Source organism: Bartonella sp. HY038 (assembly GCF_014117425.1).
In the GTDB taxonomy this organism is placed as follows: Bacteria; Pseudomonadota; Alphaproteobacteria; order Rhizobiales; family Rhizobiaceae; genus HY038.
This window is the reverse complement of sequence record NZ_CP059725.1, coordinates 2,706,792-2,730,681: the sequence shown is the minus strand read 5'-3', so window position 1 is coordinate 2,730,681 and position 23,890 is coordinate 2,706,792. Positions and strand designations below refer to the sequence as shown.

Genomic DNA, 23,890 nt, shown 5'->3' with positions numbered 1-23,890 from the left:
ATCTGCACAATTTAAGGTGTGATCCTTATATTGTTTAAAATATGTCAATGAAAAGAGGAATGAATAATATGAGCAACGGATCTAACCGTATTTTTGATGATTTGGCAAAGCTTGCAACCGACGCAGCTGGTGCTGCACAAGGTGTGCGCCAAGAAGTAGAAACCGCATTTCGCGCCCAAGCTGAGCGTGCTGTCAATAAGCTTGATCTTGTCAGTAAGGAAGAGTTCGAGGTAGTAAAGGCGCTTGCCGTTAAAGCACTTGATGCGAATGAAGCATTGCAAAAACGGGTAAAAATTCTGGAAGAAAAACTGGATTTGGCTAATAAAGCTTAAAAAGCGATTAATAAAACGTAAAGTTAAAAAGTAATCCCCATTTTTTTAACGCCTGTTGAAAAGTCAAAAAGCTATATTATCAGAATCTCTTAGCTTGGCCGGAAATATTTTTTCCGGCCTTTGTTTTTTTTAACCACAGCTTTTTTAAATCGGGGGACTAGCACTTACAACGCCAATCAATACACTGAAAATACTTGTTGATTCGTATAAGGGTCATTCAAGCGTATGAAAATATGGTGGTTTGTTTGTCGTTCGCCTAATTTCATAGTCTTTGTGTTTTTGCGTTAAAAAATAATTACTTTTGTCGTGCGCAGGCTTTGTCTTGTCGCGCAGAGTTATTATTCTGCTTTTTAATGGCTTTGCGCGTGGTTTTGAACGCTAGCATTGCTCTTTTAAAAAGCAAAAGAGTTTAAATATCGATCTTGCATTTAAAATGCTGATTTTTGGAATGATAGGAAAAGAAATGAGACTTGTTCATGACGCCAAAGAGCGTGAGGCACATCCAGTTGATGTGATTGAACAGATTGCATATGGGCATGACTGGTCTTTCGAGCGCACAGCCGAAGATGAGATTGCTGTTTGCATAACTGGCAGCAAAGCCGAATATTATGTTTCATTTTCATGGATGGAAGACTTTGAAGCCTTGCATCTTGCTTGCTCTTTTACCTTAAATGTTGACGCATCGCGTCGCAGTGAAATGATTGATCTTTTGTCGATTATCAATGAAAAAATGTTGGTTGGTCATTTTGATTATTGGACAGAAGATCGTGCCGTTATGTTTCGGCAAACGCTGTTGTTAAGCGGCGGGTTACATCCCAATGATGCACAGGTGAAGATGTTATTAATGACAGCGCTTGATGCATGTGAAGAACATTTTGTCGCTTGTGAGAGTGTTGCTCGCGATGGGATGGATGCACAAGTCGCGCTGCGCCATGCAATGTTTGAAACAATTGGCAATGCTTAAGCATATTAATAGTTTAGTGTTTTATCTCTATTGGATATTATTTTATTGAGATTTTAGCATGGGGCTATTGGTTATGTGCACTTCTAAAAGCATTTTATGGTGATTTACGTTTTGTTTTTGAAATGCAGTTATTGAAGAAAACTTTAAATAATTGCTTATTCTTGATAAGATAACTTGCCCATATTGTATTTGTTCTAAAATGGCTTCATCTAGGTTGGATAATGTATTATTGCGGTTGGAATAATAATCTTTACCAAAAGCTGCGACGTTAGATAGATGGAAACTGTATTAATCTAAAGTTACATCGAAATAATCCGACAGATAATTTGCCGCAATATCGGCAAGTTCAACTCCATTATAAGGTGTTTGGTGGTCCGCATAATTTGCCATTGAATGCTGGCAAAGTGCAAAATCTTTCCAGATTAATTCAATTTTTTTGTTTTTTTTAAGGGCTTGCAAGCATTCTTCAAAGCTATTTAGACAGCCTCCCATGTAGCCAAACTTACCCCATAAGGCATAACCAAGTTCGCAATAAAATGCGAAATAATCAGTGATATATTTACCTTCAAGAATAATTTGATTTTTGATTGGTGTTGTTTGGACACCCGTTATACAAAGGCTAGCAGCAATATAAAGCTGCTTTTTATCGCCAATAAGACCAAACCATGGTCTGTGGTCTTCATTGGTAGAAAATGCATCAATGAGGGCGAAAACGCCAAATTGATAAGGTTTGGTTGGCACGGGTTGATATTCTTCTGCTTCAATAAGATTTATATTGATGACCAGATTGTTGAAGAATTTTTCAAAGCTAAAAATGTAAATATCAATGAAAATCTCCTTTTGATAACCATAGACTTTAATAAGATATTTTTGTCCATTTTTTAAACGGCTTAAACACGATTGATCGGGATAATCGCAGGAGAACGTAAATTCAAAATTATTGGCAAATATATCGAAGCATTCAATAAAATTTTGCATTTCAAACAGTGGAGCTTCTGTTTCATAATCACATAGAATATATTTTTGCATGGCAGCCAATTTTATCTTAAATTTTTGGCAAAATGCCTATTTTAAAATTAAAGTCATATGAGAAGATAATGCATCGACGATTTTATCAACTATTTCATGTCGATCCGTTTGATAGGGGTAATTATTTTCTATTGAATATTTTGCAGTTTCAAAATCATGCCAAGTTAGGCTAACTTCAGAATAACCTTCACATTCGCAAAAGCAATCAACTAATCCATCTAAGCAACGCCCCATATAGCCCAGACGCCCAGCAAAACCGTAACCAATTTCGCAAAAAAATGAATAATAATCAGTAATATATTTTCCCTCTATCGTTACTGACTTTTTTGCAACTCTTTTTGGTATACCGCTATAAAAAAGGCAAGTCGCCGTATAAAGCTTTTTGCGTTTGCCAATCATATTAAGCCACGGTCGCTCAATGGGTGAAGCTATAACTTGACGCAACAGGGTGAACATTCCAAAAGCTCGCATATTGCAGCTTATAAATAATTTGTTTCCTATTTTTTCAAAGGATTCAATATAAAGCCTATGCCTATCATTGCCTCTTGGGTGGAAAAAATCAATTTCATAAAATGTTTCGGGCCTTAAATTTTGCAAATCATAATTTGAAGGGGCATCGCAAACCAAAATGCCGTTTGATCCATCGTCATAAATATCAAAGCGTTCAGTAAGACCATTCATTGCGAAAAGCTTCTTTTTGCTATCCTCTTCGCATAAAAAATATTCGATCGAGTTAGGCATTGCCAATATATTCTCTTAGTTTCAGTTTTAAAATCAACTATAGAGCCAAAATTTATAATAAACAGATTATAAAATTGTGATAGCGAAAACTATAATCGGCACCTTGATGCGTATTGTTTACTTGATACATTAAAACAATCATAGAATGTTTAATTTCATTAAACTTATATTGCCTTATAATGCCTTGTAAATATTTACATCAAATTACGTGTTGAAGTTTAATATTTTTGTGTATCAACGCTTAGGTTTTTCCACTTAGCCAAGATATTCACTGCAAGGTTGTGGCAAAGCCTATCGGGTGCCATTAAAGCAAGATCTAACCATTTTTCGCCGCGTCTTGGGAACTGATGAAGTTTTTCTAATACAGTTTTCAATAAATCACATATAAAGGGCGACCATTCTGGGCTTTCAATCAAGTTTTCTTGGTTGAGCCATGGAAGTAAAATTTGGTTTTCGGCTAATAAAAGTGCTGCATCAAAAAATTGATCATTATCGGTATCAAAAAGAATGGACCAATAGTTCATTTGCGGTATGGTGCGCTGGCGTTCAAAATAATAAGGCCAAGCATCAATATGCAAAAAAGGTGCGGCTTCAGCAGCGCTTACAAACTCTAAGTCATCACCAAATTGCAATTTACGTAAAATTTGTGCTTTCCAACCCTGCCGCCGCGCCATATGGTTAATCGCTAAGATTGTTTTTTGGCGAAACTCCAAAGACCAACCAAGGCGCTCCAGATTTTGCCATTTTTCTTGATGCTCTTCCTCTAGCAAGGATTTTATGCAGAGCAAATTTTTAAACAGTGTGACATCCTTGATCGCCGCATCAGCCGCACTGTCCAACAATAGAGAAAGTGCCTTCGTACCTTGAATGAAAAAGGCTATAAGATAATCACCATCCTCATCAGGCCGCATAAGCACTGCCAAAATTCCAGCCGCTGCCAACAGCAATTTATCATCAGGTTCAAACGCTTCTAGCGCATGAACAAGCCCACATTTGGTTGCACATTTTAACGCGCATATCGGCTGCGAACATGCAGTTTTATAGCCCTCACATAATAACCAATGACGGATTTCATTATTATTGGTCCCCACAAGGCGGTCCATAATGAATAGGCGTCCCTTGCCATGAGTTTTACGTGCCAATTCCCATGCAATATAGTCATGCTGTTCATTTGGATGGATTTCCATCAACACAATAAAGGCAAAAAGGGTAAAAGCTTCATGGCTGCCAAGCAGCATTAAAAATTCTTTATCACATGATTTTGGCTCGGCAAGACCAAGCAATAATAGGCCCGCGCAAACGCCAAGACGATCAGGACTGGCTTTAATTAACCAAAGGCTTAAACTGCGTAATTCGTCAATACCGATTGAATCATCTTCATTGACAAGATCAACCAGTAGAAACAGCATATCATGACTATGAATATCAATTGTCAAACGGTTGTAAAATTCGTTAAGATTGTGAGCATCAGGATGCTGGGCGGCGCGGCGCATAAAAGGCAGTATGCCTATGGCTTCTTGCTGTAAATAGTCTTCCAAGGTTTGCTTATCAATAATTGTGCTATCTTGGTAGGAACTAGCATTAAAGGCAAATGAATCAGGTAGTTCTACCCCTTCAAAACTTGCCCCTTGTGGCAAGGACCTTAAAAATTCATAGATTGAAGGACGTTCAAAGCGTCCAATGTCAAGCAGTGCCGTTGCTTCTAATGGTATATCTGGCTTTTTATAGTAATCAAAAAAATTAATGACAACGCCCATTTAAGCTCCATGTGAAGCATATCGTCGAAATTAACGCGCTATGCTCTCATAAATTTTTACCGCATTTTGCGTCAAAACCGTTGGGGAGTAATCAAGACTAAGCCTTTAGACTTTTACAAAAGCTATTTTTTGGCAGACAAGACAATGCAGTATAAAACTAGACTATTATAGTTAGGTTTTATACTGCAAGCCTTTTTTTTAAACAAGCGAAAATACGAGCTAAAATTGATTTAATTGATTGTTTCACCGTTCTTAATGAGGTTACATCAACCTAATACACGGGTCTGCCTGCACTGCAGTCTTTAATTTATGCATTTTTTAGCAAAATTGGGCCCATTTTTTCAAATACTAAAATAAAAATGGCCCGTAAAAACGAGCCATTTAATCTATTATCAATACAGATTTAATTCAGCGGTTAAGGCTTAATCCATCAGCCATTATTATTTAAAAATTCAATTAGCGCTTCATCTTTTTCTTGTGGTAGCATAATGCGTACATGAACGTAAAAGTCAGCGCGGCCGCCTGTTTTTAATGGCAAGCCCTTGCCTTTTAAACGCAGTACACGATCAGAACTTGACCATGCAGGAACTGAGACAGCAACACGGCCATCAAGGGTTTCGACTTCTTCCTTAGCACCAAGCACTGCATTTTTTAAAGCTACCGGCAAATCAAGATGTATCTCACGACCTTCAAGCCTGAATTTGGGATGCTTTTTAAAATGAATGGTAATCAAGGCATCACCATTGGTGCCACTTGGCATAGCCTCGCCTTGACCTTTTAAGCGAATAACTTGACCGTCTTCTACAAATTCTGGCAATTTTATTTTGAGGTTTTTACCATTAGGAAATATTGCTTCAACCTTATCAGCGCCAACGGCCTGTTCAAGGCTAATTGAAATTGATGCATTAATATCATCGCCTTTACGCTTTGGTTGAGCGCGATGAGCACCACCGCCAAAGGGGGATGATGTACCACGACCAAATATTTCGCTGAAAAACGAATCATCAGCGTCAAAACCGCTAGTACTAAAGCCTGATGTGCGTCTACTGCCGCCAAAATCTCCAAAAGGACTACCGCCGCCTGTCCCTTGAAAACCTTGATAGGTTGGCTTACCTTCACCATCAATCTCACCGCGGTCAAACTGACCACGTTTTTCCTTGTCACCTAAAATTTCATAGGCCTGACTAATTTCAGAAAACCGTGTCTGAGAATTCTTATCATCCTTATTATGATCAGGATGGAATTTCTTGGCTAATTTACGAAAAGCCGATTTAATCTCTTCCGGTTTTGCCGAACGTGCAACGCCTAAAACCGTATAGGGATCGCGCATATTGTCCTCTTTCTCGTGGCGGCATCAAGCAGGCCACATCATTAAATTCTAAAACCTGCCAATGCTCATAAAATAAATTTCAAGCAATTAATTGACAATCGCACTTTTAAACGTTCCTCTACCTATCATAGCTTTTGCAGCGTTTCTAGTTATCAACGCGCAGAGATAAGGCATGAACTATAAAATTTCCCCGCATGGCATGAATTACTATAATTGGGTAAATATCAAGTCTAAAGAACAATTAAATATGCGATACTATGATTTGCATAATATATATGCAGCAATGTTGGTTTTTGCGAGTGCTAACTATATAATTTTTAAATTTTTATGTATTTTTATCATTTATGCGTCTAGTGAGCAAAAAATAAAGTCAAATAGATTTTGAAATCGATATTTTCTTCAATATTAAATTGTAAAAAATAAAGCGCTGACTTTAATAATCAGCGCTTTATATGTAATCTCAAAAATTGTCGTTAAATCACAACATAAATGATTAATAATCTTTTTCGTAAAAGACGCCAACACTTGAATTGGCATCAGACCCAACCGCGCCTTTTGCTTTTAAGTTTTTGGTAATATCAAGATTAATTGTTCCTTTGGTATCGCCGCCAGAACCTGCTTCCACACCAAGATAGATATTATCTCTGATATAACGCCCAGCTCGTACGCCAGTATTCCCCTTAGCATCGGTAACAACGTCAAGATCATCAAGGCCGGTGGCAGAGCGTAAACTACCCATCAAGGAATTATTCGTAAGGCCGGCAAGCTCTGCTGCGGCAGCCGCAAGCTGTGCAATCTGGAAGGGTGATAATTCACTGATTGAGCGATTGAAGATTAGCCGTGCCAACACTTCATCTTGTGGCAATTCAGGCTGCGAGGTAAAGCTGATATCAAGATCGCTTGGCGTACCCTTCACCGTAACCGTAACAGTGGTATCATCGCTTTGCGTGTTCGCAACAAAGTTGATGTCGGGGTTAAAGTTACCGCTCATCGTCACTTGGCCTTCTTCAAAGGTCAAACGCTGCGTTAGAATTTCCAAGCGACCGCGGATCATGTTAAAGCCACCGACAGGGCGAATATCATTTACCGGCCCAACAAGGCGCAAAGTCCCACCAAGTTCAGTATCAAGACCGCGGCCGCGTACAAAAATCTGGTTAGGGGCACGTATCATTAGATTAAGTTTTGGCCCATTAACACGTGTATTTGCAGCTTTTTCAGTCTTTGTTTGCGGCTTAGTTTCAATGCCAGCACGTTCTAAAGTGGTTTCAATTGGCTTGGTCATGTGCTTATGTTGGACGTCAATTTGTGCTGCACCACCAAAACTATCAGGCACGCGAATCTCTGCCTTTTCAATCAATACATCACCGCCAATTTCAACATCGCTCATTAATGGACCTTTGGCAGTTACATGACCATTAACTGTCACCACCACCATATTATTGTCATTATAGCGTAAGTGATTGAGATTAATGGTAATATCGGCCGGCATACCTTGAGCGACATTAATAGAAATTGTGCCGCCGCCACTCATCCCGCCGCCACTTGCTGAGCGAGCCGAAATATTAGATATGGTTACGGTTTCGCCACTCAAATTACCAGAAAGTGCAATTTGTGTGAACCGAGCATTTGTTTCAGGATCTAAAAATTGACCATTTGCGACTTCAAAACCGCCGCCAAGCTCTGGTTTGGTAAAACTACCAGCAACGGTTGCATGAACATTTAACGCACCTGAAAGCTGCGCGCCGCGCTTAGCAAGGAACCTATTGGCAAGTGCCAAGGGTGCATTACCATTGATTTTTAAATCAAGACCATTGCCCGATACTGGCACTGTACCGCTTGCATTTATTTTCAAGTTTGAAGGGCCATTAACTTCTAACGCACCAATGGTTGCAATATTATTGTCAAAACTTCCCTGCAATTTTACACCAATAGGTGCAAGACCATTATCTTTTAATACTGTGGTCGATATGCCTGTTGCTTGCGCATTAAAACTGGCTTGCGGGTTTTTGAAGGTTCCGCTAATATGGGCGTTACCTACCACTTGCCCTGCAAGATTTTGTCCTTTGACAATGCTATTGGCAAGGGCAATCGGCAATTGGGTTAATGTTACATCAACATCAAGCCCTTGTTTAGCAATATCAATATTGCCTTTAGCACCAACATCTAAGCCGCCACCAACAATACGTGTTGCAATGCTCAAAACATCACCATTCGTATTACCATCAGCAGTTAATGTTAAGGCTGGTAAGCCATATTTAATTGCTGGCTCTGCAGTTAAATCATCACCTTTAAGACTAAAAACAACATTGGGTTTAGCTTTGGGCCCACTTATTTGCGCTTTACCATTAATAACACCGCGTGCGGCAAGCTCTGGCATCACCATGTTGGCAACCGATAAAGGCAGCGCATTAATGTCAACCGCCATATTAATGCTATCATGTACTGTGCCGCTTACTGCAATTTTACCGCCGGCAACGGCCAATAATAATTGGTCAATGGTAATAGCGCCGCTTCCGGCTAATGAAATAGTGGCAGGTTGCAACAATTTGACATCCATTGCATTTTGCCGCACTTGCGCCTGACCAAGGGTTAATTGCCAACCATCATTATCAAGTGGTTTTAACGCCCCGCCTACATCAATATTAGTATTGTTTTCAAGTTTGGCCGTTGTTGAAAAATGCGACGCACCATTTTCAACCGTACTAACAAAATTAACTTCATTAATTTTGACAGAACCTGCAATAATCTTTGTACCGTTTAAGCTACCTTCAGCTTGCGGAACACCAAAAAGATCAATGACATGAACCTTGGCATCAAGATTACCAAGCTTATTGCCTGCAACATCGATATTTTTTGCATTGGCAATTAAAGAGGCATTTTGTTTGCCATTTTCGCCATTAAGGCTAATATCAGCTAAGGCTTGCCCTTTACCGTTCATTAAGCCAAGAGCTACCAATGGTCCAATATCAGGACTATCCAAATGGAATTTTCCATCAATAAGCCCATTAAGATTATGAATTAACGAACCGCTAAGACTGGTTTTACCAAGAGTTACATTTAAACTATCCAGTGCAAAACCTTGTGGTGCTTGTTGAAAAGCTGCATCTAACGCAAGAGGCTGATTGTCAAAGCGACCATTAGCAAAGGAGAAACCTGAAAAATTGCTCTTCAGCTGGCTTGTGCTATCTAAAATACCGTTAAATGCAAGATTAAAATTTTCAAGTTTACGCCCTTGCAATACAGCATTTTTGATGGTGGTCGTAGCGCCAATAGTCAAGAAAGAATTATGGCCGCGTAAAGCTGCACGAACATCAACCCCACCTTTAATTTGCGGGTTGATAAGTTGAAGATTACTCAAGCTTATGCCAAAATCCATTAAAGCAGAGGAGCTTCCCAAATCACCATTTGCAGAAATGCTGACATCCTTATTGGCAATTTTTAATTCACGAGCATGAAGACCATAGCTATCACGGCCAATGCCGCCAGATAGAATTACTTCGCTTGCCAAAATGCGGTCAGCAATTTCAACACCAGTTTTAATGCCGCTTGCCTTACCATTTAAAATAATATTAGCAGCACCGGTTGCAAGCTCAATATTACCACTCATGGTAAGATCGCTAGAGCCTGCAAGATTACGACCTGCAAGACCTGAGAACGGCGCAAGGCTTTGTGCCTTTAAACCAATGTCACCGCGAAAGACCAAACGATCAACTTCACCTTTTAAAAAGAGGAGAAAGCCGTTTGCACTTACATCAAACTTATTAATGATAATCGGGGTTTGTGGTTTGATATCAAGGTTGACATCAAGGGCAATTTTATCACCCAAAGCATTACTGGCATCACTTGAAGAAAGACCTATATGATTAAGACCGCCTTGGGCTAAAACTGTAACATGGCGGCTTGCGGGCATATCAAGATTTTGTGCAAGTCCACCTAAATTAATGGTTACATCACCAGCATTAAAACCCGTCGTTGCCAGCTTATTAATAACTAGCTTGCCACTCCAATTATCAGTATTTGGGCTACCATAATCAATATTAAACGCCATATTTTGTATGGTTGTTTGACCGCCAGAAACTGGCAGAACCAATGCGCCGCCATTTTCGGCTGCTAATTGCGCATTAACATTGAGGTGGCGCAAAAAACCATCACTTGCTGTTTGCGCAGTGGCAGCAACCTTGATGGCCTTGCCATCAATTGTCATTGAATGCAGGATAAATCCACCGGCATCAAGGGTTGATGCATCAACGGCCAAAGCTGTCTCGCTACCAAAAAATGGGCGATATTGTTGCGGCATTAATATAGCGATGGGGCCATTCAATTTGACGCCAATATTACGTCCTTTTTCATCTTTTTTAAGGCTCACATTACCATTAACAACTGATTGACCTGCTGCATCCATAGAGATTTTAACATCAAGATCATCAATGGTACCATCGCCCTTAACGCTCATAATTAATGCAGGGCGGCCTTCAATATTTAATAAATTAGCTGCAATACCATTTTGCGGTTCATTTAAATCAAGATCGATTTTTACGCCGCCAGTCTTATTGGAATAATCAGCAATCAGTGTAAAGCCGCCTTGTCCATCAAGGCGCTTAATCGCAAATTTAGAGCTTAATTCACCACCTGCAAGATTAACGCTACCATCAAGAGAAACCGTTGCTTGCAAGCCAAAAAGGTCTTCACCTAGCATTAATTCATTAGCAGTTAATGCGCCAACTTCAACCGAAACCGGCAGTTCTGGTAACGAAAATCCCTTTGCTTCTGGATCAGGTATGGTTGGCGTTGTATCGGGTAGGGGTTTGCGATAAACATCAATTTTTTGGGCTTTAAGACTGTTAACAGAAATGCGCCCACGCAAGAGCGCCAAACGGTTCCAGTCGAGCTCAGCTTTTGAAATTTTAAGCCAAACGCCTTGGCGGTCAGCAATCGTGATTGAGCCAATTGACGCAGTTGAAGACAAAGCACCACTAATATCTGAAATAACGATTTTGCGGTTAGGGGTGGATAATTGTTGTTCAACAAAGGTCAAAAACCAAGATTTATCTTCGTCTGCTTTTTGACTATCCGTTGTATTTTGTCCATCTGTCGCATTTTGGGCAATGGCGTTGCCTAAGCTCGACATGCTCATCACAAAAATACTCATGACAAAAATAGCAATCATTCTTGCTAATTTAAAATATGTATAATTTGCCTGTTTCATCACTTGAGCATATCCATTTATTTTAAAGCGTCACTCTCAAAAAGTAAAAATACTAACCATCTTTACGTTTGAAAATATTTTACTTCGTTAAAAGCCTTATTAAACACTTAAATTTGAGTGTCTTTGCAGTTTAAATGCCGCATGAACTTTGTGTTATTAAATTTAATAGCTATATTAACACACTTATATTAAGAAACTTTTATTAAAAAGCTTGTCCAATACCAATATAAAAACCAAGTTTGGGGTCACCGCTTTCGCGTTTTGTCGGCATAGCAACATCAAACCTCAAAGGACCAAGCCCTGTCTTATATCTTACGCCAACACCTGCACCAATTTTGGTATTTTCATCAAAATCAGGATAGGAATTTTCACCAACAACACCAGCATCAACAAAGCCGACAAGCCCAAGACTTTCGGTAATCATGCCGCGCGCTTCAAGCGAACCTTCGACCAATGAGCGACCACCGACAATATCACCGGTTTCTTTTTTGACACCAATATTGCGATAACCGTAACCACGCACCGAGCCGCCACCACCAGCAAAGAACAACATGTTTGATGGAATTTGCGAAGCATCAGGTCCAACAATGGATCCAACTTTGACACGCCCTGCTAAAACATAGCGATTACGTTTATCAAGTGCGTAATAAGTGCGCCCTTCAACAGTACCTTTGCCAATAAAATTACCATATTCAGCTTCATAAACTGGCTCTAATACAACTTCGCCATAAAAACCGCTGCTTGGGTCGGTCTTGTCATTGCGGTTATCATAAAGTAAACCACCCAATAGACCCATTGTGGTAAAATTACGCGCACCATAATAATCATCTTTTGACCGAATGCGTGCAGCATTGGCGTAAATACGGCCGGATAATTCATCATTAAACATATGGGTGAAGCCCGTTTGTAGATAAACACCAGTGGCGGTATAATTATCAACCACCTCACGTTCACCTTTAAGGCTAGTTATAAAATCTGTATCTGGGGTAAAGACACCCGGTTTTGTAAAGGTTGTGCCTAACAAATAGCTATAATTTTGCGGATTATAAGAATCGCTTTGGCTACCACCAATACCGCTAATCTTGGCATCAAAACGCAAGCGCTCAGCACGGCCGAATAAGTTGCGATGCATCCAATAGGCTTCAAAACCAGCCCCATCAAGGGTTGAATAGTTGGCACCAACACCATAACGGCGTGGCGGACGCTCATCAAGTACAAGGTTTAACGGTAAACTTCCATCTGCTTCAATTTCATCAGCTTCGCGCACATTAGCGGCGCGGAAAACTTCTAAGCGTGCTAAACGTTTATTCGCCTTTTTAATGTCATCAGGGTCATATTCTTGTCCCTCTTTTAAACCTGTCATCCAAGCCACAAAGGCCGAATCCATACGCGCGCGTTTGGAAATATTACTAACCGTTAACGGGCCCAAATGCGCAAGTCGTCCTTGGTCAATATCAATGACAGCATCAATAGTATTATTGGCGTGATCGGCAACAACTTCGCGATTGGTAACCTTCGCCTTAGCATAACCTTGCTGACGCCAACCTTCTACCGCTAGGGCTTCTGCTTTAAAAACAGTACCCGATTTTGCAACATCACCAACTCCATAACCTTGATCTACTGGTAAGGGAACCTTGTCTTTGGGATCATTAGTAGGCGGCGCTAATTCATGCACTGCAGCGCGCGAAAACTTGTATTCTGGCCCACTATCAACCGTAATAACAATTTTGGTATGGTCTGGAAATTCGGCATCAATTGGAAAGTCTGATGCTTCTTTACCGTCAATGGTAATTGAAATAACGCCGCCATAACGGCCTTCTGCATAAAGTGCTGCAAGAATTTTATTGTAATCACCCTTTGCTCGCGCCAAAAGACCTGCAGAGCCTGATGCCGCTTTATCTTCTTCGGCAACCAAGGATGAGGCATCTTTAGCGGTTGATTCTCCCTCTTCAGGGGAGCCAGCAGCTGATTTTACTTCAACTTCATAATATTTGGGCGTTCCAATCATATCAGGGTCAACTTTGACTTCTTTTTTACCCCATAAATGGATACCAAAAAGATCAAAAGCTTGCGCCTCAACCGGTACTATGCAAGCAAATGAAAGCCCCATCAGCAATGTTAGTGCTGAAGCGGTAAGACGCAGTTTATGATGCGTTTTTAGTATTTGCATTGCTTGTTTTTTAACCCAATTTCTTAATAAAGCACCAAAGTATATATAACCATAGTCCAACTTTTTTCATAGCATGTTGCTGCCCAAGACAAAAGCTGACTTTCTATAATGTCCAACATCTTTGTCAAAGAATGGTTAAACATGGCACATGTGCAACATTTTTATACAAAAAAAATGCTACAAGAGGTTAAATCGCGTTACAATTAGGCTGTTTAATGACTTGCCGCCGCAAAACCTTGCAATAATCCTTGAATTACTCAACGTCATCCACATTTTTCTAAGACTTATTCAAGCCATTATCTTAAAATTGGCTATCAAAATTCATTTGTTCTCTTATTGTTCTTGATTTTTATGGCGTTATATGATTTGCTGGCTAAGGATTAGGTTTGTTGTAACTATGCTAAATAAACGTGCTCCAAACTTAAACAGGGGAATAATTCTATTAAACATATTATCGGGGGATAATTATGGTTGCACGGATTACCACCGTTGCCTTTCGCGGCATTGATGCTTTGCCTGTTGATGTACAGGTTATGATAGCCCCCGGTAAAATGGGTATGTCTATTGTTGGTCTTGCTGATAAGGCGGTGGCAGAAAGCCGGGAGCGTATTCAGGCGGCTTTACATGCCAGTGGTCTTTCTATGCCGGTAAAGCGTGTAACAGTTAATCTTGCTCCTGCAGACTTGCCAAAAGAAGGCTCCCATTATGATTTACCCATCGCCATTGGCTTAATGATAAGCATGGGGGTTTTACCAAAAGACATTAGCGAGCGTTATATTGCCCTTGGCGAACTATCCCTTGATGGTAGCATAGCGCCTGTTAGTGGTGCTTTACCCGCAGCCATGTTCGCGGTGGGGATGGGGCGTGGGTTAATTTGCCCCCATGATTGCGGCGCAGAAGCGGCTTGGGCATCTGATGAGCTTGATATTTTAAGTCCTAAACATCTTTTGCAACTCGCCAATCATTTTAAAGGCGCACAAATATTAGTGCGCCCGCAAATTCAAGCGATAACCAAACAACATGCAATGCCAGATCTTGCAGATATTAAAGGACAAGAAGTTGCAAAACGCGCCTTGGAGGTTGCGGCGGCAGGGCGGCATAATCTTTTATTTATTGGTCCACCAGGATCAGGAAAATCAATGCTTGCAGCGCGCATGCCTTCAATTTTACCAGTACTTGATGCAAGAGAATTTTTGGATGTATCGATGATTGCATCAATCTCAGGAAGTACGCAAATACAAGGTGATAATACGGCCAATTCTTTATCTATGCAGCGCCCCTTTCGCGCGCCGCACCATTCAGCGTCCATGGCCGCAATGATCGGCGGCGGCCTTAAAGCAAAGCCTGGCGAAGTTTCTCTTGCTCATAATGGGGTGCTATTCTTGGATGAATTTCCTGAATTTTCACCACAAGTACTTGATTCATTACGCCAACCTTTAGAAAGCGGTGAAAGTGTTATAGCGCGTGCTAATCATCATATTAGCTATCCTGCAAATTTTCAATTAATCGCAGCAATGAACCCTTGTCGTTGCGGTATGGCCGGAGAACCAGGTCATGTTTGCGCGCGTGGCCCCCGTTGTGAAAGCGATTACCAAGCCCGCATTTCTGGGCCACTCCTTGATCGCATTGACCTTCGTATTGAAGTTCCTGCACTCTCTGCTCGCGATTTGATGAGGCCAGCGACCCCTGAGCCAAGCGAAAAGGCTGCTGCACGCGTAGCTAATGCAAGATTGATACAGATAAGACGCTTTCAAGCCATGGGGTTAAATGATATTCGCACCAATGGCGATTGTCCGGCGGCAATTATTGAAAAAATTGCTCTACTCGATAATGGTGGGCAAGCATTGCTGCATGATATGGCGGAAAAAAAACGCCTTTCGGCACGCGCTTATCACCGTGTTTTAAAGGTTGCGCGTACCATTGCTGATCTTGATAATAGTGAAAAATTAAGCCGTAAACATTTGGCAGAAGCCTTATCCTACCGCATTGGCAATGAAAGGTTTTCTAAGGCAGCTTAAAGTTTAATATGTTGATTTATTGCAATCTTTCTAAAAAAATGAAAAAGCATTCTAATCTTGGTTCTAGCATGATTTATTGTCGTGATAGAAAAATATCATTATAGGTTTTTGATAAAGGCAAAGATAAAAAGATGTGCTTTCATTATCAAAATAATGCTTGATTTAAATAATGTCTCTCGTAAATTGCGTGCAAAATTTCAGCCCAAAATGCTTTTAAACGCTCTCTTAAAAGTCGTGAAACTTCAAGGTGACAACCAAAAATTGTTTTGCCACCTTGCAATGTAAAAATTATTCTGCCGCTGTGTCTGTTGGTTTTATAGCATTATGGCGGCCAAAATCGGGTGCATCAATTTCTTGCCCTGCTTCAATAATACCGCGCCTTACAGCACGTGTACGGGTAAACAAATCAAAAAGAGCATCTCCATCACCCCAACGAATTGCCCGTTGCAATGAGGCTAAATCTTCTGAAAAACGCCCCAACATTTCCAATATCGCATCACGATTATGCAAACAAACATCTCGCCACATGGTTGGATCAGAAGATGCAAGGCGTGTGAAATCGCGAAAACCAGAAGCCGAATAAGCGATAACTTCAGAATTGGTAACCTTTTCCAGATCGCTCGCAGTACCGACAATATTATAAGCAATGATGTGCGGCAAATGTGAAACGATGGCAAGAACCAGATCATGGTGCGCAGGATCCATGCGGTCCACTTTAGAACCACATGCCTGCCAAAAATCACTCAGCTTTTTAATTGAGTCTTCATTGCTATGAGCAAGTGGGGTTAAGATACACCAACGATTGACAAATAGCTCAGGAAAACCAGCATCAGGGCCAGAAAACTCGGTCCCAGCAATAGGATGACCGGGAATAAAATCAATATTATCAGGTAATTCTGGTTGCATTTGCGCGATAACAGATGCCTTGGTAGAGCCAACATCTGTTACTATCGCCCCGGCTTTTAAATATGGTGCGATGTCACGGGCAACCGCCCCCGATGCGCCCACTGGCACACTGACAATGATGAGATCTGCATCTTTGACGACATCACTATTTTGGGTTGAATAGCTATCGCCAAGCTGCAATTCTTCAGCCCGTTTAAGCGTGTCGGGGCTCCGTGTTGCAATCGCAACATGATTTGATAAGTTGTTTTGTTTAATCACTCGTGCAAGCGACGAGCCGATCAAGCCGATACCGATCAGGGCAATTTTTTCAAATTTAATTTTAGACATTGTACTACTTCAAAAATTCTTTAAGAGCGGCGACTACGCCACGATTTGCTTCCTCGGATCCAATGGAAAGGCGCAACGCGTTGGGAAATCCGTATCCCGTAACGCGGCGCAAAATATAACCATTGGCTTTAAGATAATCATCAGCAAATGCCGCTGATTTTTCTCGGTCTGCAGGAAAATGGATCAAAAGAAAATTTGTGACCGATGGCGTTATTTTTAAACCAAGCGCGGTTAATTCACTGGTGAGCCATTCGCGCCATTGGTTGTTAAATGCAACTGATTTATGAATAAATTCGCGGTCACGAATAGCAGCCGCACCTGCCTTTTGCGCAGGTGTATTAACATTAAAAGGTCCACGAACGCGATCTATTGCATCAATAATATGGGCTGGCGCATACATCCAACCGATGCGCAGTGCAGCAAGCCCATAAATTTTGGAAAATGTTCGGGTCATGACAACATTGTCATTATTGGCGACAAGTTCAATTCCAGCTTCATAATCTTCTTGGCTGACATATTCTGCATAGGCTCCATCAAGCACTAAAAGAACATGTTTGGGAAGTCTTGCATTTAGTTCACGAATTTCAATCGCGTTTAAATAGGTTCCGGTCGGATTACCAGGATTGGCGATAAACACAATTTTAGTCTTATCACTGACACAATTAATAATTGCATCAACATTAATCTTGCAATCTTTTTCATCTGCAATAACTACCTTTGCACCTGCGGCGCGCATTTGGATATCATAAACGCTAAAACCATGTTCCGTCATGATACCTTCGTCGCCAGCACCAAGATAGGTTTGCGCCAAAAGCGTCAATAATTCATCAGAACCATTGCCAGTCATGATGTTATTGGCGTTTAAGCCAAAAATATCGGCAATAGCATCTCTTAAAATAATAGCTTGCCCATCTGGATAAAGTTCAAGATGCCCTGCAGCTTGGCGATAAGCATCCAAAGCGCTCTGGGGCGCCCCTAAAGGTGTTTCATTGGACGATAATTTATAGATTTTGTCTGGCGTTTTAGCGCTATTTCCCTTTGAGCTACCAGGAACATAGGCAGCAATGTCCATGATACCTTTTCTAGGTTGTGGACGGTTGGCTATCGCATCAGATGTCATGGCTAAATACCCGCTCAAAAAATGATAAAATAAAATCTAGCCTGTCTTTTATAACAGCTGAAAAAAAATAGCAAAGAAAATGCCACATTGAATATTTATGAAAGTTAAATAATCAGTGGGGCGTAGAATATATATCATGGGTGAGCACCCATATGTTTAAACATAAAGATAAAAACAATTTAAAAGCTATAATAAAAAATTTTTTTTAATAATGATTAATGATAATTTGAATATAAACTTTTAGGAAGCCGATACAAAATCGGCTTCTATATAATGAGTAAAGCCCCAAAATTCGACAAAACCATCAGAGGAATTCCAAAAACAAATAATTCCTCTTACAACTTTACTCAATGAAAATGGCCTATCAACCTTTGTTGAAGGCGATTATTGACATAGGCGCGAATACCACTATGCAAAGCGCCGCCCAAAGTCATTAATATGGCTGTTGCCAACATTAAGGTACCTGCAATCACGCCATTATCCCAAAGATCTTGCGTCATAGCTGCCGTACTGGTGATCGCAACGCCTATAAGCGCGATACATAAAACCATTTGCCAATAAGTCGTTGACCGACCACTAGTTGATGCTTTCCAAAGAGCAAAACCAAAGCAAGAGAAAAAAACAAGTAACGCCAAGAACATGATTATCATATCAGATGGTTGCCAAACGGCCGCTACATTATGTGTCATATGATCTCCAATCTTCCTCAAACTTAGGGCAGCTTTAATTGTTATTATTTAAAAGAAGTTTGTATAATTTGAAACTCAAATATTTTTTAAATTTATGATATAAAAATTGTAATTCACTTTTTATTAAAATTTATAACAAAATAATGAGTGTATCAAATGCATGAACAAATAATTATCCAATGATTTATACTATAAACTTTCGTAAGTTTAAATATTTTATTTTAAAAAAACAAAATTACGAAAAAATAATAAAAATTTAAAGAATTATATTTATATATATTAATATATGAAACATAAATATTTTTTAAAAAATAATATATTTATTCACTTTGTGATGATTTAATATAGTTTTAAAGCTCGCAAATAGGTGTCGGCTTAATGAATGCATTTTGCAAATCTCAAAAATTAATGAGAGGCAAATTGAAGCAATTTTCTCGCTCTTTCTAGATAAAGGAAATTTTCATATTTCCTGTGTGCCTTCCAATTTATATTTTTCAAGTTTTCGCAAAAATCTCTTTGTCTTGCGGCTGAGTTAATATGTTTTAATTTGAGGGTTGGGAATTAATTGAAGAAATAAATTAATTAGAGTGAATCCCAATATTGAAGCGACTTTGTTCAAACGAAACCAATTTGAAGAAATGATATATTTTCCCTAGTCCATTTTATATTTAATAAAATAATATAATAATATAATAATATAAAAAATTTTAATTAAAAAAAATGTTGTAACCCATAAAAAAATACTATGAAAATATACAATTCAATGTTGATTTTTTTGATTGTTACTTATAAATCGGTATGGTTGCATAAAAGTGAAGATGCAACTTCCTGCAAATTTGAGAGGATTATTAAATGGCTCGGGGTGTCAGTTTAGTTAGCAATTGGTTGAAAAGTAACGGTGGAACAGCCTTCCTTTTTGGCACAAATGATGATGATTATATCAATGTCAAATATGACATGAATTCAGCCCGCTTTTCAGCGACTGAAATTCAATTAAATGATGGTAATGATAGTCTTTGGATTGGTCGCCGTATGAACGGCTATGGTAAAAATACCATCAAAGGCGGGAGCGGTAATAAGAATATTGCCGTGAATGAAGGTTTAGACGCTAATTGCGGTGCAGAAAATGTAATTGATCTTGGTGGTCAATCAGGTGATCGTCACAATTTGACTTTTGGTTATGTAACTTCAGCCAATGGCGGTCAAAATAAGATCGTAACACAAGAAGGCCTTGATAGCCTCGCATTTACGCATGCCATGAGAGCTCATAACCGTGGTATCAACTCTATTGATCTTGGTGATGGCGAAAAAAATCTAACTTTCCGTTATGATGTTAACGCTTATGGCGGTGGTGCAAACTCAATTAATCTTGGCGTTGGTTCGCATAGCATTACAATCGGTACACAATTGGGTGCCTATTATTTAGGTCAAAGTGATATTACAACAGTTAGTGGCGATACTGTACTTAACATTAAAAATGCTATGTATAGCGATGGCACAAATAATATTCATCTTGGTTTTGGTAATCACGACATTACCATTGGCAATATCTTTGCTGCTGGCAATGGTTACAATTCTATCAAGACAGATGGTACTACTAATCTTACAGTAAATAATGATGTTGTAAGTTATCGCACCAATGAAATTTTGACCGGTGAAGGCAATGACAAGATTTGGATCAAAGGCGGCTTAAAGGCGATTTCCGGTGATAACATCATCGATACTGGTGCCGGTAACGACACCATCACTATTGATAAGGCGCTAAGAGCCGCAAGCGGCGATAATCGTATTACAACTGGCGACGGTGATGACCAGATCTTCATCAATGGTAGCGTTACATCTGGAGCACGCAACACTAGCTATCTTCATACCGGCGATGGCAATGATACTATTTCCATTGATGCAAGCGTTGGCAAATATGCATTAACTATTGATGCTGGTGCTGGTTATGACGTTTTAAACTTGCATGCTAATAATTATTGCGAATTTAGTGCCCGTTATAAAAATTGGATGACTGGCGTTGCTCAAAACAATGGTTTGGGTTTAACTGGCCTTGAACAGATTAATGTTGGTATCGATCGCGCTCATGGTCTTAACCAGATTGATTGGTTGACAAAAATCGTCAATGACTACAACTCTGATAATTCAAGCGATCAAATCCATATGGGTATTAATCTTGATACTTGGGGTGCCGCAGGTCGATTAAGTGATATATTCACATCAGCTAATGAAAGTGCCATTGATTTTATTAGCCTAACCGGTAAAAATGCTAATACGCTTGCTATTCATAGTTCACTTGCATCCAATGGCTATGATAATGCAACATTGCATATCAATGGTGACGCAAATGATACCGTTGCTTTTGATCATCTTTGGACCTTGTCAGGTGCAAATGTAGTCGACCAAGATACTGGTATTGCTTATAACATCTATCATAATTCTTATAATGAAGATGTTTTTGTTCAGGCTGGCGTTAACGTCATTACAGTTTAATCATTGTTGATATTATTAAATTAGTATCAAGCCTAACCAATTGTCCTCGATCATATTCAATTATGATCGAGGATTTTTTGTACATTAAGTTTGTCAGCAATTGTAAATTAAATTAGCGATCGTATTTGATTAATTATTTTCGTACTGCACCATATCCATTACGATATTTCAATGGACTGCAGCGATCATTTATATTGTTTGGCTCAAACTCATTTTTTGTTTTTGAAAATTTGGATCGCGACAATGTTAGATTCAGATAGCTTTAATTTGCAGTTGGAATTTTCATTGTCAATAAATAGCCAACCCGTTTGTTTTGTGACTTCAGTTGCATAATTGACATAAATTTTACATTTATCATTTGCTAATTCATTTTTAATATTTCGTTTTTTTGAATCAAAAACGTGGCAATAGGCACTTTCGCATATAAGTAACTTAAACTCATAGTCACGCTTAGTGTTTAACGATAGATAAAAACTTCCGATTTGCTGCGCAGTGTGACTATCTAAAATATAACCATCAACATCCATTGACTGTATAATTGAGTTATTAGCTATGCAAATAAACCCCCTGATGCGTAGTCATTCGCCATAATCGCCGTTTCCAGTAGGCTCATAATAATCAAATTGGCAATTTTCATATAATTCTATTACTTTTTTGCAACTTTTTGAAGGGCAAGTGTAAATTGCTGTTGGTTGCTTTGAATAAGTTATTCCATCAAGAAATGAAAATGGCGGCTTGTTTTCATCCGCACTTAAGGGCGTACAAAATAATATACTGAAAAAATAAAAGAAAAAGATCCTAGAATTTTTTTTCATTATGTTGCCTAAATTTATCTTCATTTTATTAAAGTAATATCTTTTTATTGTTATTTCCATTTTTGATTAAGTCTTCTTGTATAATTAAAGGAAAAATATTAATTTATTCAAATTTATAATGTATATTTACAAGTTGCATTATTAAAAAGCTGTCGTAGCTCGAATTTAAATAATATTTAATTTCACTAATATTGATGAAAGTAGAGATTTGTACGGGGTGTATTCATGAAACGGTCATTTTCAAAGCTAGCTTTTATCTTGCTTTTATTGCCATTTTTATCTTCTTGTCGCACAATTTCAGATGATTTTAAAATTTTGGATATGCATCTGCAAGGTTTCCCCTTCACATCTCTTCAGCCTTATATGGTTTTACGATATTTTGAAGGTAAGCCCGTAAGCGAGCTTATTGCGATAACTGGTACGCCGAAAAATACGGTGAAAAAGGATGGTCAAACAACCTATTCATGGTCTAATCTTTATGTCGGTGAAGAAGATGAAACCTATACTGAAATTGAATGGGTGCCAAATGCTAATGGTATCGGTCAAACGGCAAATTACGTAACAAAAACCCGTACCACAGATGTCACGAAAATATGCTTTTTAAGAGTAACATTTAATAGTGAAAATGTTATCACTAAAACAGAAGGTGATGAGGATGCAAAAGATAATAATTGTGGTGATGTTGGTCGCGCATTAGGCAGTTATGGCGACAAAAACCGCAAAATAATTCTCGCAGAACTGACCCAAAGAATTCGTATGAAACGTGGCAATACTGGGCGTTGATAAAACTAAAGAAAATAATTTATCTTATCCATAGGTAATACGTACTATTGCTAAAGTTGTTGATATTAAATTTAAAAAAAATTGGTTTTAGTTATGATAATTACAAATTATGTGTCACGATTGATGCGGCTATCTTTTTTGATTTTTTTGGGCGGGGTGGTCTTAAGTGGCTGCATAGAAACTTTCGATGATAGATATAAGCCTTATTATAAGGTAGCCAAATCTTATAATTTCATATTGATTGATATGCTGAAAGATCGTTTCACGGGCAAACCAATTGACAGTCTAATTGACTTAATGGGCGAACCTTCAAGTACCCAGGGTGCTGTGCCACCAAAAGTAGGCTTTGAATACCACTGGGTATCAACCGAGACCCAATTAAATCCAAATTTTACCCATATTATTACAATATGCCATCTTATTGCTACAGTGAATGATGCAAAAGTTATCATTAATGTAAGAACTGCCGATGGTGGTATTTGTGGTGATATCAAAACAAAGATATCAAATTATACCGGTTAGAATAGTATCATAACAGTAGCGCTATTCTTTCGTGTCGTCTTCATTTTTTAGCATAATTCGCCCACGGGTTAAGTCTTTTAAATAATCCATGAAAGCTGGGAAATTGCTGTCGGGCATTTCAAGCTCTAAATCAACGCCAGTCGCGCCAAATTCTTGGCTTAAAATCAATGCTTTATAATTTGGCAAACGGCTTTCAACAATTGGCCATTCTGAAAAATGCAACTCAATGTTGCATTTTGCCATTGCAATTATTTCAATAAGTTCGCCTTGTTGTAAACAGCGAGCAGCACCACCCCCATAAGCACGCGCCAAGCCACCAGTGCCAAGCTGTATGCCGCCATACCAGCGGGTGATAATAATGGCAACCTTATCGCAATCACGGCCTTCAATGGCATTTAAGATTGGTTTACCAGCAGTACCGGTTGGTTCCCCATCATCGCTAAAGCGATAGGCATTGCCAAATTTCCATGCCCAACAGTGATGGGTTGCTTCTTCACTAGCCTTTAACTGCGCTAGCATTGTGTCAAATTCATCGAGCGACGCAATAGGAAAAGCGCGGGTTAAGAACCGGCTTTTTTTTATATCTTCAATAAGTTCTGTTGGTTGTGCAAGGGTAAAGGGCATGGGCTGTAATAAGTGGAAGGCTTTCAAAAATTTTGTTTTAAAATGCGCTAGCTCGATAAAAGAT

17 protein-coding genes are annotated in these 23,890 nt (G+C 39.2%); 6 read left to right on the top strand and 11 right to left on the bottom strand.

Annotation, left to right across the window (positions count from 1 at the left end):
• Positions 1-68: 68 nt before the first annotated feature.
• Both H3299_RS11790 and H3299_RS11785 read left to right on the top strand, forming a co-directional pair.
• A complete protein-coding gene (locus tag H3299_RS11790; protein WP_182417856.1) occupies positions 69-332 on the top strand; it encodes an accessory factor UbiK family protein in 264 nt (87 codons plus the stop codon).
• Between the two features lie 463 nt (positions 333-795).
• A complete protein-coding gene (locus H3299_RS11785) occupies positions 796-1,296 on the top strand; it encodes a YbjN domain-containing protein (RefSeq protein WP_182417855.1) in 501 nt (166 codons plus the stop codon).
• 288 nt (positions 1,297-1,584) lie between these two features.
• Here the strand turns inward: H3299_RS11785 and H3299_RS11780 are convergent, their stop codons facing one another.
• From H3299_RS11780 to H3299_RS11755, 6 genes are all read right to left on the bottom strand, one after another.
• Positions 1,585-2,325, bottom strand: a complete 741-nt coding sequence (locus H3299_RS11780; RefSeq protein ID WP_182417854.1) for a hypothetical protein — start codon at positions 2,323-2,325, stop codon at positions 1,585-1,587.
• Between the two features lie 36 nt (positions 2,326-2,361).
• Positions 2,362-3,006, bottom strand: a complete 645-nt coding sequence (locus H3299_RS11775) for a barstar family protein (protein ID WP_182417853.1) — start codon at positions 3,004-3,006, stop codon at positions 2,362-2,364.
• A gap of 278 nt (positions 3,007-3,284) precedes the next feature.
• On the bottom strand, positions 3,285-4,823 hold the full coding sequence (locus H3299_RS11770; RefSeq protein ID WP_182417852.1) for a hypothetical protein: 1,539 nt from the start codon (positions 4,821-4,823) through the stop codon (positions 3,285-3,287).
• 430 nt (positions 4,824-5,253) lie between these two features.
• Complete coding sequence (locus H3299_RS11765; protein ID WP_182417851.1) at positions 5,254-6,153, bottom strand: DnaJ C-terminal domain-containing protein; 900 nt, start codon at positions 6,151-6,153, stop codon at positions 5,254-5,256.
• A gap of 493 nt (positions 6,154-6,646) precedes the next feature.
• Positions 6,647-11,359, bottom strand: a complete 4,713-nt coding sequence (locus tag H3299_RS11760; protein WP_182417850.1) for a translocation/assembly module TamB domain-containing protein — start codon at positions 11,357-11,359, stop codon at positions 6,647-6,649.
• 202 nt (positions 11,360-11,561) lie between these two features.
• Positions 11,562-13,529, bottom strand: coding sequence for an autotransporter assembly complex family protein (locus H3299_RS11755; protein WP_371739525.1), 1,968 nt, complete (start codon positions 13,527-13,529; stop codon positions 11,562-11,564).
• 467 nt (positions 13,530-13,996) lie between these two features.
• Here H3299_RS11755 and H3299_RS11750 point away from each other — a divergent pair, with 467 nt between their 5' ends.
• On the top strand, positions 13,997-15,547 hold the full coding sequence (locus H3299_RS11750) for a YifB family Mg chelatase-like AAA ATPase (protein ID WP_182417849.1): 1,551 nt from the start codon (positions 13,997-13,999) through the stop codon (positions 15,545-15,547).
• 288 nt (positions 15,548-15,835) lie between these two features.
• Here the strand turns inward: H3299_RS11750 and H3299_RS11745 are convergent, their stop codons facing one another.
• The 3 genes from H3299_RS11745 to H3299_RS11735 form a co-directional block, all read right to left on the bottom strand.
• On the bottom strand, positions 15,836-16,780 hold the full coding sequence (locus H3299_RS11745; protein ID WP_182417848.1) for a prephenate/arogenate dehydrogenase family protein: 945 nt from the start codon (positions 16,778-16,780) through the stop codon (positions 15,836-15,838).
• A gap of 4 nt (positions 16,781-16,784) precedes the next feature.
• Complete coding sequence (gene hisC / locus H3299_RS11740) at positions 16,785-17,900, bottom strand: histidinol-phosphate transaminase (protein ID WP_182417847.1); 1,116 nt, start codon at positions 17,898-17,900, stop codon at positions 16,785-16,787.
• Positions 17,901-18,247: 347 nt separating this feature from the next.
• The gene (locus H3299_RS11735; protein WP_182417846.1) at positions 18,248-18,589 is read right to left on the bottom strand and encodes a hypothetical protein; all 342 of its coding nucleotides are present in this window, start codon (positions 18,587-18,589) and stop codon (positions 18,248-18,250) included.
• 852 nt (positions 18,590-19,441) lie between these two features.
• Between H3299_RS11735 and H3299_RS11730 the strand changes: the two genes are divergently transcribed.
• Complete coding sequence (locus H3299_RS11730; RefSeq protein ID WP_182417845.1) at positions 19,442-21,082, top strand: hypothetical protein; 1,641 nt, start codon at positions 19,442-19,444, stop codon at positions 21,080-21,082.
• 578 nt (positions 21,083-21,660) lie between these two features.
• On the opposite strand, the gene H3299_RS11725 is transcribed toward H3299_RS11730, so the two are convergent.
• Complete coding sequence (locus H3299_RS11725) at positions 21,661-21,897, bottom strand: hypothetical protein (RefSeq protein WP_182417844.1); 237 nt, start codon at positions 21,895-21,897, stop codon at positions 21,661-21,663.
• A 225-nt stretch (positions 21,898-22,122) separates the two neighbouring features.
• On the opposite strand from H3299_RS11725, the gene H3299_RS11720 reads away from it, so the two are divergent.
• Together H3299_RS11720 and H3299_RS11715 are read left to right on the top strand one after the other, a co-directional pair.
• Positions 22,123-22,680 (top strand): hypothetical protein, encoded by a 558-nt coding sequence (locus H3299_RS11720; protein ID WP_182417843.1) that lies wholly within the window; start codon positions 22,123-22,125, stop codon positions 22,678-22,680.
• Between the two features lie 93 nt (positions 22,681-22,773).
• Positions 22,774-23,202 (top strand): hypothetical protein, encoded by a 429-nt coding sequence (locus tag H3299_RS11715; protein ID WP_182417842.1) that lies wholly within the window; start codon positions 22,774-22,776, stop codon positions 23,200-23,202.
• 21 nt (positions 23,203-23,223) lie between these two features.
• Here the strand turns inward: H3299_RS11715 and H3299_RS11710 are convergent, their stop codons facing one another.
• Positions 23,224-23,853, bottom strand: coding sequence for a YigZ family protein (locus tag H3299_RS11710; RefSeq protein WP_246708072.1), 630 nt, complete (start codon positions 23,851-23,853; stop codon positions 23,224-23,226).
• Positions 23,854-23,890 lie beyond the last annotated feature (37 nt).